General features: G+C 58.4%; 11 protein-coding genes. 7 read left to right on the forward strand and 4 right to left on the reverse strand.

The features are described 5' to 3' along the window. Nucleotides 1–61: 61 nt before the first annotated feature. Genes ACNHKD_RS00535 through ACNHKD_RS00545 form a run of 3 tightly spaced genes read right to left on the reverse strand, consistent with a single transcriptional unit; the run spans nt 62 to nt 2,497 of the window. Nucleotides 62–1,825, reverse strand: a complete 1,764-nt coding sequence (locus ACNHKD_RS00535; RefSeq protein WP_442755183.1) for a sulfatase-like hydrolase/transferase — start codon at nt 1,823–1,825, stop codon at nt 62–64. A gap of 59 nt (nt 1,826–1,884) precedes the next feature. Next, entirely contained in the window at nt 1,885–2,178 is a 294-nt protein-coding gene (locus ACNHKD_RS00540; RefSeq protein ID WP_442755184.1) for an HdeA/HdeB family chaperone, read from the reverse strand. Nucleotides 2,179–2,200: 22 nt separating this feature from the next. Beyond that, a complete protein-coding gene (locus ACNHKD_RS00545; RefSeq protein WP_442755185.1) occupies nt 2,201–2,497 on the reverse strand; it encodes an HdeA/HdeB family chaperone in 297 nt (98 codons plus the stop codon). A 365-nt stretch (nt 2,498–2,862) separates the two neighbouring features. On the opposite strand from ACNHKD_RS00545, the gene ACNHKD_RS00550 reads away from it, so the two are divergent. Then, complete coding sequence (locus tag ACNHKD_RS00550) at nt 2,863–3,825, forward strand: AraC family transcriptional regulator ligand-binding domain-containing protein (RefSeq protein WP_442755186.1); 963 nt, start codon at nt 2,863–2,865, stop codon at nt 3,823–3,825. A gap of 736 nt (nt 3,826–4,561) precedes the next feature. Here ACNHKD_RS00550 and ACNHKD_RS00555 read toward each other — a convergent pair. After that, the gene (locus ACNHKD_RS00555; protein WP_442755187.1) at nt 4,562–5,941 is read right to left on the reverse strand and encodes a ferritin-like domain-containing protein; all 1,380 of its coding nucleotides are present in this window, start codon (nt 5,939–5,941) and stop codon (nt 4,562–4,564) included. A gap of 4 nt (nt 5,942–5,945) precedes the next feature. Here ACNHKD_RS00555 and ACNHKD_RS00560 point away from each other — a divergent pair, with 4 nt between their 5' ends. From ACNHKD_RS00560 to ACNHKD_RS00585, 6 genes are all read left to right on the forward strand, one after another. Continuing rightward, on the forward strand, nt 5,946–7,991 hold the full coding sequence (locus ACNHKD_RS00560; RefSeq protein ID WP_442755188.1) for a 4Fe-4S binding protein: 2,046 nt from the start codon (nt 5,946–5,948) through the stop codon (nt 7,989–7,991). Nucleotides 7,992–8,066: 75 nt separating this feature from the next. Beyond that, nucleotides 8,067–10,010 carry a TAT-dependent nitrous-oxide reductase gene (gene nosZ / locus ACNHKD_RS00565; RefSeq protein ID WP_442755189.1) on the forward strand — a complete coding sequence of 648 codons (1,944 nt, stop codon included), beginning with the start codon at nt 8,067–8,069 and terminating at the stop codon, nt 10,008–10,010. Next, entirely contained in the window at nt 10,011–11,279 is a 1,269-nt protein-coding gene (locus tag ACNHKD_RS00570; protein ID WP_442755190.1) for a nitrous oxide reductase family maturation protein NosD, read from the forward strand. Beyond that, entirely contained in the window at nt 11,276–12,181 is a 906-nt protein-coding gene (locus ACNHKD_RS00575) for an ABC transporter ATP-binding protein (RefSeq protein ID WP_442755191.1), read from the forward strand. The genes ACNHKD_RS00570 and ACNHKD_RS00575 overlap by 4 nt, the downstream gene beginning before the upstream one ends. Further along, entirely contained in the window at nt 12,178–13,008 is an 831-nt protein-coding gene (locus ACNHKD_RS00580; RefSeq protein ID WP_442755192.1) for an ABC transporter permease subunit, read from the forward strand. The genes ACNHKD_RS00575 and ACNHKD_RS00580 overlap by 4 nt, the downstream gene beginning before the upstream one ends. Further along, a complete protein-coding gene (locus tag ACNHKD_RS00585; protein WP_442755193.1) occupies nt 13,005–14,027 on the forward strand; it encodes an FAD:protein FMN transferase in 1,023 nt (340 codons plus the stop codon). Before ACNHKD_RS00580 ends, ACNHKD_RS00585 begins: the two co-directional genes overlap by 4 nt. Nucleotides 14,028–14,218 lie beyond the last annotated feature (191 nt).

Here is a 14,218-nt window from a genome sequence, read left to right on the forward strand (position 1 = left end):
GGTAAGACATCGAATTCCGGAGTGCGAAGCGGATTTAAGGAAGGGGGAAAGGGGGAGACTGCTACAAGTCTATCCTTTTTATCGTCCAGTCGACGGTCGGGATATGCGGCAGTTCTCGCCCGTCATCCACTCCGATTTCGTTCTTGATGATTGCTTCGAGTTTGCCGCTCATCGTCATTATCAAGTCAGCATTGGCCTTCCGGTCCGCGGCCAGGTTCTTGCCCTCGCGGGGATCGGTTTCAAGATCGAAGAGCTCGACGTCGTTCCAGTCAAAGAGCTCGTTGATCGTCTTGGGCTTATTGTGGTCCACCGGCGCGAAATAGCGCGAAAATTTATAGCGTCCGTCGAAGACGGTGCGAAGGCTGCCGCGCTTTTTCATGTTCGGCCTGTATCCAGCTTTCAGAAGCTCGACGACAGGCTTTTTGCCCGCCATTTTCGCTTCCGCATTGATGCGATACACCTCGTGGTCGTTTGTTCCGAGGCCGCTGTAGGTGAAGAGCACGCTGTCACGAACGGAATGCGTATCGGCGGCGCGCGGGTTTGACAGGGCCGAGGTCATGTCCTTTCCAGGCAACTGGCGCCCCGCAAATTCTCCGCGCTTCCCAGCTTCGACGCCGGCCATGGACAGGAACGAAGGCGCGAGATCGATGTGGCTGGTCAGGGCCCGGCAATCGTGCCCGCCCTTCACATCGGGGTGAACGATGTAAAGCGGCAGGTGGATGGCCTCTTCATAAGCGAAAGGCCCTTTACCACGCAGGCCATGGGCGCCGGCGGCTTCGCCGTGGTCAGAGGTAAAGACGATAATGGTATTGTCGGAAAGGCCGAGGGCGTCGAGTTCCTTCAGAATGACCTCGACTTGCGCGTCGACGCTGCGAATGCAGTTGACATAATAATCAGCGAAGCGGCGCCAACGGTCTTGTTCCGGGGGAATGTGGCCGAGCACATAATCCCAAACCTTCTGGAATTCGCCATGCGCTTCGGGGCGACCTGATGCATCGAACGGCTCCGTCAAGCTTTCCGGCAGGGGAATGTTCCAGCTCGCCCGATAAAGAGGGTGATTGGGCGCACGCGCGGCGTGCATCATCAGGAATCCGCCGTCCTGAACGGATTGTCCGGACGCGTCCGTGTTGAAATACATCACATCGTGGGGATTAACGAGACCGACCGTTAGAGCCCAAGGCTTTCCGTCATCCGAAAGCGGCTGTCCATGCCGTCGCAGCCATGTAATGGCGCTTCCGGCAATGAGATGATCAAAATGGTAGCCGCCGAGCGTGTGTCCGATGATGTCGCCGGGGCCAAAGAAATCCGAGAATCCGTATTCGTCCATCTCGCGCGTGAAGAGGCGGTCGGCTTCCTCGGCGTCGATTTTTCGGCTGAGATGCCATTTACCCTTGTAAGCCGTGTAATAGCCAGCCTTGCGCAGCATGTGCCCATAGGTTGAAACCTTTGGAGAAAGGCTGCCGATATAGGGCACGTCTACATTTTCAAACATGCCGTTGTTTGGCGTCGTGAGCCCAGTCATCATGACGCTTCGCGAAGACGTGCACATGGTCGCCGGGCAATAATGCTTATGGAAAGCGACTCCACGTCTTTGTAGCGTCTCATGCGCCGGTAGCGAGAGACCGGCAGGCCATTTTGGCCAGTAGCGCTCTTGATCGGTGAAAATGAAAAGGATGTTCGGCCTCTTGGACCGCACGCGCTGAACCACCGGCGCTGAGACATTCTGCCTTCGAGCCGCCGCATCAGCCGAGCCTCCGAAGGCCGGCGCCAATGTTGCTGCAAGCAGGGTCGTAGCGGAAGAAAGCACATCGCGCCTTGTCGGCATTGGGGGCTCCGTCAATATCTGCAAGCGTGGACCCCGCCAGTGGACCGGGGTCCTCCTTGTCATCGCGCGTTTTTCTGAACAGCTTCCATAAGGGACGATTTCGGAAGCTTCTTGCAGTAGCGCTCGATTTTCTCGGTGTTGCGCTTAACGTAGCGCGAGTCGACGACGGTCAGGTTGTTCTTGGACATGAAGTAACCTCGCATCCAGTTTCCGATGAAGTCTTTGGTGTCGGGATCGTAGCCGGCAAAGTCCTTACATGTGATTTGAGACATCTCGACTGTGACTTGCGCAATCGCGGGGGCGGCGATAGCGAGAGCGGCGACAACGCCAGCGAAAATCGGTTTACGGCTCATGTGACTCCCTCGATCGTGTCTTTTATTTCTTCTCAGATGCGCGCTGCAGTCCTGCAAACACGGACTCCGACTTATTCGAGCCGCACCAATCGATCACGCTGGCGACGTTCTTTTGAAAAAGACCGACGTCGATATAGGTGCGTCCGCTTTTTTGTGAGAACCATCCGCTCATAAGAGCCGCGAAATCGCTCTTGTCGTCGGGCGACATAGCGAGAATTTCCCCGCAGGTGATCTTGGTCATGTCGATCCGCACCTGCGCCTCTGACAGCGAGGGCGCTAGGGCGCAAGCCAGGGCCAGCGCAGGCGTCAGCTTCTTCATCAGACTTTCCTCCTTAATGTGTTCACCGCCGCGCAACCCCGGAGGGCAAGTCGCGACGTAAGCGCAAAATCTCCCTCGGGTTAGCTTCGGGCGCATTGCAAGCCGAACCCCGCCCGCAGCCGACATCGCCGGCTTTTCCGTTTTAATTCGCCAAACGGTTCAGGTATTGCCATTTCGCGCCAAGTCCCCTCAATTTGAACCGAGAATGGAGACATAACTGTAAAGCTTCAGATGAAGCGGCAGGAATCCAGGCTGAAAATCAATCCGTCGAAGGCGCGGTTCTCGAGATGTCTCATCGCTCCCCGGTTCGCGTCAGCATTCTGCACATGCTCCCGCAGCTCTTTGATCAAAGGGAGGGCCCCCTTGTGGCGGCCTATCAGAGGGCAGGCCTGGATCATTCCCCGAGCAATGGAATTATCACTCGGGCGCAGGCGTTGGCGGTGTTCAATTATTCAGCGCGGCTGCTTGGCGTTGACGCGTTCTCGCTCACATGCGCTTCCGCGGCCGACCCTGCTCGCCTGGGTCTTTTGGGGTTGGCCCTGACTTCAGGCTCGACGCTACGTGCATGCCTGCAAAATCTATCGCGGGCATTGCCCGCTTTTGAGGCGGGGGCGTCCACCATCTTGTCCGTCCGAGGAGATGAAGCGTCTTTGAGTCATCACCTTTCGGGCGGCGACCCTAACGCCGCGGGGTTTTTGTACGAGGGGGTCGCCGCTTTTCTCGTCCAGGCGATCCGCGGACTGATGGGGCCTGGGTGGAACCCGACTCTGGTTTCGTTTCCCCATCGCCGGCCCCCCAGGGTGCAGCCGTTTGAGGAGTTTTTTGGCGCGCCGGTCCGATTCGAAGCCGCAAAAACGACGGTCATCGTTTTTGCGGCCTCGCAGCTCGACAAACCAATCGGCTCCTCGCGGTCGGGTGAAGTTTTGATGTGGGAGCAGCTTCAACTCGCGGCGCGAGAACTAGACTCCTTCGAATTGGCAGGAGAGCTCCTTGTTAGCTCCTGTGAAAAAATAATTGACTGCATGATGATGAACGGCAAGGTTTCCTTACCTTCAGCCGCCCGCACGCTAGGACTTTCAGCTAGGAGCATGCAGCGCCATCTTTCCGCGCTGGAGACAAGCTTCGAGGAACTGACGGAACGACGCCGGCGAGAAAAGGCTGTCGAACTGCTTGGAAACCCGAACCTTAGAATCGCCGAAGTCGCCATCGCGCTCGGCTATTCGGATTCTGCTCATTTTATACGCGCCTTTAGGAGGTGGTATGGCCAGCCGCCGGCGCAATTTTCTTTACGAAGCAGGATTGACGCCGGACCCTTTGGAGAATTCTAAACAGCTCGCGCCATAGGCTCACGCGTTTCCAACAAGACTTTCTTTGCTTCGATTTGGATTTCAATCGAAGCCGATTATCATGGAGGAATAAGCACCGAGGCTACGATTTCTATCCGCCCCGTTCCGCCGCGTTTTCCGTGCCCATCTCGTCAAGACGGCGCGATGGACGAGCAGATGGCTTGTGCGCCTTCCGGAAGCAGCAGTTGATCTTTTGTGCTGATTTGCGCCGTCGGCGGAGGCGATTGTTGGTCCTTGTTGAACGCAGGCAAAAACTCGCAGCGTAAGCCGACCGAAATAGAGCCCGACGGCGTGGGCGATGATCTGACGAGGAAGGCATGGCGCTTGCAGCTCGCGCGCGAATGGCTTACCCGGCAAATACTCCCGCTGGCCAGTCGGTGGGGAATGGGAAGTTAATCGTTTCTGAACCGCAGCTAAATACAAGCTCGTCGCCCGGCCGTACGGCGCTCATGATCCACTCTTTGCCGTCGACATTGACCGAGATGCCCGCATCGCCTGCTTCTACCGACGCCGCGATTGATCTGGCGCTTGGAAACCTGAGGTGAAACTCTCGAATTAGGATTTGCTCAACGGACATCATATCATTACCCCCGATGGGCGCTGCGCTTTCGCCCTTCCATCTATTCTAATTTTTCTTCCTGGCCAGTCGCCCTTGGAACGCCAAAGAGGCGCTCGCCGCCGGGCGCGGTCGCTTGCGCGGCAATCGATGACCCGCGGTCTATCCGGCGACGCCGTTGCTTGCCGGGGGCTCATCGTCGAATTCAAGGGGGGCGAGTTCGGCCCGGCGCTGGCGTAGCGCAACGAGCCGCGCGATCGCGGATCTCGAGAGCTTTTGCCCCGCGGAGACGACGCCTTCGTCGAAGGCTGAGTCCGCCAACGCCAAATAGCCTTCCGCAGCAGCTTCCGCAGCGGCGATGGCCTCATCGAGAATTTCGACGGATGTGAGGGGCTCGGGCGTGTCCTTCGCGGGGTTCTCTCCGCCCGCGAAGCCGAGCGCTTGCATGTTGGCGGCGCTTTCATCCGTGATTTTCGCAAGGAGATGGGCGGTCGGCGAATCGCCGCGCAAGCAGGCAGCGGTCATCTTGCACTTTTCGAGGATGCTTGTTTCGAGGGACACTGCTGTCTTCTTTAATTTCTCGACAGGCGATGCGGCGGGCCCCTGCTCGGGACTGGGCGGCGCCCGCCCAAGCTGGCTGCGATAGGCGCGCCGCCGCTCCCTCCGCAAGATTGAAGCGTGACGCAACTCCTCCCGCGCCATCTTTTCCGCATATTCGCGGATCTGCGCGCTCGGCGCGTAAGCGGAGACGTAGCTCCAGAAGGCGAAAGCGCGCTCCTCGTTGTGAACGGCGATAGACAGGGCGCGATAAGGCGTCACGAGCCGCGACACCGCAAGATCCGACATCCCCTCGTCTTCGAGGTCTTTGGGCAGCTCCCAGCGGATATCGGCGCGGTCCGGCGCAACGCCGAGGACCGCCTTGGACAACTCCTCGACCTTAACCGCGTGTGCATCCTCCTCGAGCGCGAGACGGCCGAATACTTGCTTCGCCGCCTGATTCCCGAGCCCCTGCATGCGTCGAGCAAGCTGGCGGTAGCGGGCGGCCGCCTCGTCCTCCATGGCTTTTGCGATCGCCATCAGTTCGGCGATGGACTTGACGATCCCTTGGGGTTCGCTCTTGAGCAGGCCCATCGCGTTTTCCTCCCGACGCCCGTTGAGATCATTGTGAAAGCCGCATAGGCGGGAACCGTTTTGCTGATTGGCGGCCGAGCGCGCGGATTGACAGCCGGGCGTGGCCGCCAATGTAACCATTGACGGCGCCGTAGGCCCCACCGAGGCAAAACGCGGCCCCAATTTCAGCTTTGGCTCCCTCGCTAGGGTTAGCGCCTTGGAAGAGACTCGCAAGCGCATAAACCATCCCGCCATTCTAATACGAGTGGTTTTTGCGCTAATACGCCTCTTGCTTCCCTTGTGCTGCTCCCTTCCCTCTGGCCAGGTTCGGGCTGAGAGTCGTCTTTCCGAATTGGTCGCGAAGGCCCAGCCGGGGGAAATCGCGCCGAGCGCCGACCGGTTCGGGACGCCACAAGGCGAGCCGCCGATCATTCCCGTGCTCAAGGGCGATCAAATTCTAGGTTACGCCTTTTTGAACTCGGATTTCGCCAACGCTGTCGGTTATTCAGGGAAACCCATAGAGATCATCGTCGGGCTTAGTGACAAAGGCCGCATCACCGGGTTGAAGCTGGTCGACCACAAGGAACCCATCGTCCTCACCGGCATTCCAGAATCGCGCGTGATCGCCTCCATGCAAAAACTGATCGGCGTGGAGGTCGCGCGCATTACGGCTGGCGCTGAGCCAATTCCTCGTTTCAATATCGTGAGCGGCGCCACGGTGACCGTGCTCGTCATAGGTGACAGCATCATACGCTCGGCCGCGAAGGTGATCGAGAGCGGCCGCCTCGCTGCGCCAGGCGCCCCCGCCGCCCAAGCTCCGGAAGCCAAGACGATCCGGCGGATCGACCCCAGCGCAAAGGCGCCTCAGGATTGGGACGGCCTCCTTCGCGACGGCTCCGTGGGGACGCTGCGTTTGACGGTCGGAGAGATCAACGAGGCGTTTGCAAAGGCTGGCCCCCCCACTGCGGCCGAACATCCAGAGCCCGGCGCGCCGGAGGAGGTTTTCATAGACCTCTATGCGGCGCCGGTCTCGGTCCCGCCGATCGGGCGAAGCCTTTTGGGTGACAACGAATTCGCCCAGTTGCAGAACCAGCTCGAGCCTGGCCAGCAGGCCATAGCGATAGCCGGGCAAGGGAGGTTTTCCTTTAAAGGCTCGGCCTATGTGCGCGGGGGAATCTTCGACCGCATCGAAGTTATACAAGGGGCGAATACAATCCGCTTTCGCGATCGGGATCATACTCGCATCGGCGCCTTTGCCGCCGCAGGGGCGCCGAAATTGCCGGAAATCGGGGTTTTCGTCGTCCCGAAGGACGCCGGTTTCGACGCAACGGAACCCTGGCGTTTGCAGTTGCTCGTCCAGCGGGCGATCGGCGGCCGCGAGAAAGCATTCCTGACGTTCGACCTGCGCTATCGGCTTCCGGATCGCTATATCACGGTTGAAACCGCGCGGGCGCCCCAGCCGCCGCCCACGCGCGAAGCCAAGCTTTCTGCCGAAAACCCACGTCTCGCCGGTCGCCTCGACGAGCCTCTGTGGCAGCGGATATGGCGGGGGAACGTCGTCAATATCGCCCTCACGGGCGCCGCCCTTTTCGTTTTGACCGTCATCTTCTTTTTCCAAGACTTTCTTGTCCGACGCCCGGAGTTCTACGCTTGGGTGCGGCGAAGCTATCTCGCCTTCATCCTCCTCTGGCTCGGCTGGTACGCCAATGCGCAACTATCTGTGGTGAACATAATCACTTTCACCAGCGCGCTCGCCACGGGGTTCCACTGGGAATATTTTTTGACCGCGCCCTTAGTTTTCATTCTTTGGTTTGGCGTCGTGGTCTCTCTACTGTTTTGGGGACGCGGCCCCTTTTGTGGATGGCTCTGCCCATTTGGCGCGCTGCAAGAACTCCTGAACAACGCCGCGCAAGCCTTGCGTGTCCCGCAGATTCCCGTGCCATGGGCGCTTCATGAGCGGCTGTGGCCGATCAAATACATCGTCTTTCTGATCTTGTTAGGGGCGTCGCTCCATTCAGTAGCGCTCGCCGAACAGCTTGCGGAAGTCGAGCCCTTCAAAACCACGATTATCTTGAAATTCTTCCGCGACTGGCCATTCGTCCTCTATGCGGTCGGGCTCCTGTTTGTCGGGCTTTTCATCGAGCGTTTCTTTTGTCGCTACCTATGTCCTTTGGGCGCGGCGCTCGCTATTCCAGGCCGGATGCGGATGTTCGAATGGCTCAAGCGCTGGCCTGAGTGCGGATCGCCTTGCCAGCGTTGCGCGCGCGAGTGCCCAGTCCAGTCAATTCATCCCGATGGCCACATCAACCCAAACGAGTGCATCTACTGTATGCACTGCCAGGAACTCTACTGGGACGACCAACGCTGCCCGCACATGATCCAGCTCCGCTTGAAGCGCGAAAAATTCCAATCATTGTCTTCGCCCTCTTTGCGGCCGGCCCAATCGGGGAGCCAACACTCGAGAGGAATCCGCAACGCATAGATCCACCTTGTCCACTGCTTGATATTGCCGAGCAATGCTCAATGTTTCTCTCCCGGCAGCCTTATGGAGTCCGCAATGTCGAACAAGGAACACGAAACCAAAGGCGTCAGTCGGCGTACGATTGTGGGGGCCGGCGCGGTGGGCGCGCTTGCAGGCGCGGCCGGAACGATAGCAGGCCGCGCGCCGTCAGCGGAAACTATTGTCCAGATCGCTGCTGCGCAGCCTTCGCGCCAGACAGGCTCGGCTTGCAAGACGGAGGTGGCGCCAGGCGAACTCGACGAATACTATGTTTTTTTCAGCAGCGGCCAAACCGGCGAAATTCGTATCATCGGCATGCCTTCGATGCGCGAATTGATGCGCATACCGGTTTTCAACAGAGACGGCGCCACGGGTTGGGGCCAGACAAACGAATCCTTGAAGATCTTAACCGAAGGATTGCTCCCGGAAACCCGCGAACGACTAAAGTCGCGAGGCCGGATTTGGACAAACGGCGATTGCCATCATCCGCATATGTCATTCACCGACGGGACCTATGATGGGCGCTACATTTTCATTAACGACAAAGCGAACACCCGTTTGGCCCGGATTCGCACGGACATCATGAAGTGCGACAAGATCATTGAGATCCCCAACCAATACACAGTCCACGGAATGCGCCCACAAAAATTCCCGCGCACGGGGTATCTTTTCTGCAATGGGGAATATGAGGTCCCCATCCCGAACGACGGCAAAGCTCTCGACGACCCGAAGCAGTATTGGTCCGTCTTCACGGCGGTCGACGGCGACGCAATGAAGGTCGCCTGGCAGGTGATCGTGGACGGCAATCTCGACAACAACGACGCCGACTATCAGGGCAAATACGCGTTCTCTACCTGCTATAATTCGGAAAAAGGCATAACGCTGGCGGAAATGACCGCCAAGGAACAAGACTGGGTGGTAATCTTCAACTTGAAGCGCATTGAAGACGCGGTCAAAAAAGGAGATTTCAAGAAGATCAACGGCGTTCCCGTCATCAACGGGCGCCACGGCTCGCCCTATACGCGGTATGTGCCGGTGTCGAATAATCCCCACGGCATGAACGCGGCGCCTGATGGCGTCCACGTCGTCGCGAACGGCAAGCTCTCGCCTACCGTTACAGTGTTTGACGTGCGTCTGTTCGATCAGCTCTTCGACGACAAAATAAAACCTAGAGACGTCGTGGTTGCGGAACCCGAACTCGGGCTCGGCCCGCTTCACACTGCCTACGATGGACGAGGCAACGCGTATACGACGCTGTTCCTCGACAGCCAGGTCTGCAAGTGGAACATCGAAAAGGCTCGACAGGCCTACAAAGGCGAGAAGGTTGATCCCGTTATCCAAAAGATCGACGTGCATTATCAACCGGGCCACAATCACAGTTCCATGGGCGAAACGAAAGAGGCAGACGGGAAGTGGCTTCTCTCGCTCAACAAATTTTCGAAGGACCGTTTTCTGAACGTTGGTCCTCTGAAGCCCGAAAACGATCAGCTTATCGATATCTCTGGAAATGAGATGAAACTTGTCCACGATGGGCCAAGTTTCGCGGAGCCGCATGATGCAGTGATCGTCCATCGCTCGAAATTGGAGGGGCGCGTAACGAGCATCTACAAGCGGGATGACCCGATGTTCGAGGACGCGCGCAAACAAGCCGAGAAGGACGGCGTCAAGCTCGAGAGCGACGCCAAGGTTATCCGTGACGGTAAAAAGGTGAGGGTCTACTCCTACTCGTCAGCGCCAGCCTATGCGCTCGAGAAGTTCGACGTGAAGCAGGGAGACGAGGTCACAATCTATATAACCAATATCGATCAGGTCGAAGACCTTACCCATGGCTTCTGCATCGTCAATTATGGCGTCAACTTCGAGATCGGACCGCAGCAGACCTCATCGGTGACCTTCATAGCGGATAAGCCCGGCGTCTACTGGTATTTTTGCACCTGGTTCTGCCACGCCATGCATATGGAGATGCGAGGGCGGATGCTGGTTCATCCGAAAGAAGCCTAAATGCGCCAGGCGGCTCTCATTGAGGCGACCGCCGCGTGGTTGGCTCTCGCCTTTTCGCCTTCCGCGTTGGCGGAGACAATCATCGCCGACCCCTCGGGCGCAAGCTTACAGGAAGTGATCGACCATGCGCCGGCGGGGCAGGTCGTGCATCTCAATCCGGGAGAATACGCTGGCCCCGTCAAGATCGACAAACCGATCACGCTGGAGGGAGACGCCGGGGCGGTTTTGAATGGCGATCAAAAGACCAATGTCATAACGGTTTCCGCCCCCGACACAGTTATCCGAGGCCTGACCGTTCGCGGCTCGGGAGCGAGCCTCGAGGAGATGGACTCCGGGATTTTCCTCGAACAGACGGCAAGCCGGGCGCGCGTCGAGGGAAATCGCATAGAGAAAAGTCTTTTCGGGATCTATATCCACGGCGCGCCCGACGCGGTCGTCCAAGGCAATAAAATCATCGGCAACCGCGACATTCGGCTGAGCGAAACGGGGAACGGCGTTACGGTCTGGAACGCCCCGGGCGCAAAGGTGATCGGCAACGACATTCATTTCGGGCGAGACGGAATATTTGTCATCTCAAGCAAAAAAAACCTTTTCCGCGGGAACTCGATGCACGACCTGCGCTTCGCTGTCCATTACATGTATGCCGGCGAGAGCGAGGTGAGCGAAAATATCTCGGTCGGCAATCACATTGGTTTCGCAATCATGTTTTCACCCAAACTGGAAGTCGCGCGGAATTCTTCGGACCACGACATCGGTCACGGCCTGATGTTCAATTTTGCGAATTACTCGAACATCCACGACAACGTCGTCAAAAACAGCGCCGAGAAGTGTCTCTTCATCTACGACGCCAATTTCAATAGCTTCTATCGCAATTGGTTCGAAGGTTGCCAAATCGGCATCCACTTCACGGCAGGATCCGAACAGAACGATATTTTCGAAAACGCCTTCATCAACAACCGCAATCAAGTGAAGTATGTCGGCACACGCTTCGTTGAATGGTCAAAGAGCGGACGCGGCAATTACTGGAGCGACAATCCGGCCTTTGACCTGGACGGCGATGGAGTCGCCGACGCCGCCTACCGCCCGAATGACATCATCGACCGGGTAATGTGGGAAGCGCCGCTCACAAAGGTATTGGCCAATAGCCCCGCCGTGCAAGTTATACGCTGGGCGCAGTCGCAGTTCCCGTCTCTGCAAACCGGCGGAGTGGTCGACTCCGCCCCCTTGATGGAGCCGCCGCGCCTCGAGCGGCCGAGGGCGGCCAGATGACGCCCCCGATTGAAATCGACCATGCGGGCAAGCGCCTGGGGGGGCGCGATGTTGTCCAAGACGTTAGCCTTAGCTCTGAGCGTGGGCGCGTGACCGCCCTCCTCGGACATAATGGCGCCGGCAAGACAACCTTGATCAAAATGACGCTTGGCCTCTCGCGTCCGACCTCCGGGGCGATCAGAGTGCTCGGAGAAGATCCGGCGGGCCCCCGCGTCCGAGCGCGGATGGGCTTCCTACCTGAGAATGTTTCCTTTAGCCCTGCCTTGACTGGCAAGGAGCTTCTCGCTTTTTATGCAAGGCTAAAGGGCGAAAGCCCGTCCGCCTGCGTCGCGCTTCTCGATCGCGTAGGGTTGGGGGCGGCTTCCTCCCGCCCGATTGCCGAATATTCAAAAGGCATGCGACAGCGATTGGGGCTCGCTCAGGCGCTTATAGGCTCGCCTCGTATCCTCCTTCTCGACGAACCGACGACGGGTCTCGACGCGGCCGCGAGGCAAGGCTTCTACGAGATTATTCTCGAGCTTCGGGCGCAGGGCGCCGCCGTGCTGCTTTCGTCACACTCCCTGACCGAGCTAGAGGAACACGCCGACCAGGTCGTCATTATGCATCGCGGGACGATTGTCGCAAAAGGCTCTATCGAGGAGCTTCAGGAGATCGCCGACCTTCCGGTTACGATTTCCGTCTCGCTTCGGGAAGGCGCGCCTGATCCCAAGAGCCTTGGGCCGGCGGAGAACTGGCGCGCGCGAGGGCGGCGCGCCGAAATGGCCTGCTCAAGGAAAAACAAGATGGCGGCGCTGCGGGCGATTATGGATAATCAGGACGCGATCGAGGATGTCGCCATCATGCCTCCGACCCTCGATCAGCTCTATGCCTATTTCCTGCGCCAGAAGGACGACGCTCGATGAGGCGGGTCGCCGCGATAGCGGAGAAAGAGATCCGCGAAGGGATGCGGAACCACTGGATAGTCGCCACGACGCTTCTGTTGGCGACGCTGTCGCTGGCGCTTGCTTTCATTGGAAGCGCGCCGACGGGAACAGTAAAAGCGAGCGCGCTCGACCTCATCGTGGTCAGTCTCTCGAGCCTGACGAGTTTCCTTATTCCACTCATCGGCCTTCTGATCGCCTATGAAGCGATCGTCGGAGAATTAGAGCGAGGCACGCTGCTCTTGTTGCTGAGCTATCCCGCCGCCCGTTGGGAAGTGCTGGCTGGAAAATTTCTTGGGCACCTCGCCATTCTCTGCTTCGCAACGCTGTTCGGTTATGGCGCGGCCGCTCTGGTGGTCGCGACTCGCGGGGCGATCACGACGCAAGAAAGTTGGCTTGCTTTCCTGGCTATGATCGGCTCCTCCATTATGCTCGGGGCCGTGTTCGTCGCAATCGGCTACGCCATTAGCGTTCAGGCTGCCTCTCGCGGCGCTGCGGCCGCTGCCGCAGTCGGAGTATGGCTGTTATTCGTGCTGCTCTACGATATGGCGCTGCTTGGGATTCTCGTTGCCGACAAAGGGGATCATATCGGCGCGCGCGCGCTAAACGCGCTGCTTCTGCTCAACCCGGCCGACATATACCGATTGTTCAATCTGTCCGCCTTCGCGAACGTCAGTCTGCTGTCGGGGATGTCCGGGTTAGCCAAGAATATCCATCTCAGGGCTCCGGTTTTGCTGGGCGGTCTTTTGATCTGGATCGTCGTTCCCTTGCTGATCGCAAGCGTCGCATTCGGAAGGAAGGAGTTATGAAGAAACTCCGCCAAGGCTTGTCGCGTCGTCGCATTATTCGCATCGTCGCGGGCGCCGCCGGCTTAGCGTTAACCGACGTCAAGTCCCCGCGTTCCGAAGAGCCAAAGCCGGTGATTTGGCGCGGAATGGCGCTCGGGGCTCTCGCCAGCATAGAACTTCACGGACTCGATGGTTACGTGTCGCGCAAATTGATTCAATCGTCCGTTGACGAATTGGAGAGGTTTGAACGAATATTCAGTCTTTACCGTACCGACTCCTCACTATCGGCTTTGAACCGCACAGGGTCGATCAGCCGCCCACCGCCCGATCTCGTCAGCCTCCTTTCGATATGTCTAGGCTACAACAGACTGACCGGCGGCGCGTTCGATCCGACGGTCCAGCCTTTGTGGAATCTCTATCGTCAACATTTTTCCGTCTTGGGCGCAGACCCAAATGGGCCCGATGAGAAGCGTCTTAGGGAAGCGCTTTCCCGCGTCGGATGCGAGAGAATGACGATAGACGCCGATCGGATCGCGCTTGATTCAGGAATGGCGCTGACGTTGAACGGAATCGCGCAAGGCTACATCACCGATCGCGTCACAGACCTCCTTCGTTCAGAAGGCGTAAAGCACACTCTCGTTGATCTCGGAGAGATCCGGGCGATAGGGCGACGCTCGGATGGGCGGCGCTGGGTGGTCGGCCTCGAAGATCCCGATCGCGTTGGCGCGACGGCGGACACCCTAGAGATCGAGAATTGTGCAGTGGCGACCTCGGGCGGATACGGATTCCGCTTCGATCAATTCGGACGGTTCAGCCATCTCTTCGATCCAAGTACCGGCAAGAGCCCACAGCTATATAAGAGCGTCTCTGTCATATCGCCCACGGCGACGATGGCCGACGCGTTGTCGACCGCGTTCAGCTCGATGCAGGCCGACGCCATCGACCGCGTGCTGAGCAGGGTCGAGGGGGAGTGCAAGGTCTCACTCACATTTGCCGACGGCAGGATGACATGGCTAGAGCCACGCAATAAACAGCAGTGACATGATCACACATCATCCTCATGTCCGAGGCTGCTGTATCGAAAAATGCGAACTTCCAGCGCTTGTCGATCTCCGCCTTATAGCTCTCCTGCTTGCGGCGAACGAACGACGAGAGCGTCGATCGATGCGGCGACATCTGAGCCCTCGTCAAGTTTCTCGTCGATCGCGGTCACTTAAATCAGATGCCCAAA

This window comes from Methylocystis sp. JAN1, assembly GCF_052186135.1.
In the GTDB taxonomy this organism is placed as follows: domain Bacteria; phylum Pseudomonadota; class Alphaproteobacteria; order Rhizobiales; family Beijerinckiaceae; genus Methylocystis.

Coding starts and splice junctions, on each gene's coding strand:
- ACNHKD_RS00535 (WP_442755183.1), bottom strand. CDS start 1,825: ATGCCGACAAGGCGCGATGTGCTTTCTTCCGCTACGACCCTGCTTGCA.
- ACNHKD_RS00540 (WP_442755184.1), bottom strand. CDS start 2,178: ATGAGCCGTAAACCGATTTTCGCTGGCGTTGTCGCCGCTCTCGCTATC.
- ACNHKD_RS00545 (WP_442755185.1), bottom strand. CDS start 2,497: ATGAAGAAGCTGACGCCTGCGCTGGCCCTGGCTTGCGCCCTAGCGCCC.
- ACNHKD_RS00555 (WP_442755187.1), bottom strand. CDS start 5,941: ATGATCGGCGGCTCGCCTTGTGGCGTCCCGAACCGGTCGGCGCTCGGC.
- nosZ (WP_442755189.1), top strand. CDS start 8,067: ATGTCGAACAAGGAACACGAAACCAAAGGCGTCAGTCGGCGTACGATT.
- ACNHKD_RS00570 (WP_442755190.1), top strand. CDS start 10,011: ATGCGCCAGGCGGCTCTCATTGAGGCGACCGCCGCGTGGTTGGCTCTC.
- ACNHKD_RS00575 (WP_442755191.1), top strand. CDS start 11,276: ATGACGCCCCCGATTGAAATCGACCATGCGGGCAAGCGCCTGGGGGGG.
- ACNHKD_RS00580 (WP_442755192.1), top strand. CDS start 12,178: ATGAGGCGGGTCGCCGCGATAGCGGAGAAAGAGATCCGCGAAGGGATG.
- ACNHKD_RS00585 (WP_442755193.1), top strand. CDS start 13,005: ATGAAGAAACTCCGCCAAGGCTTGTCGCGTCGTCGCATTATTCGCATC.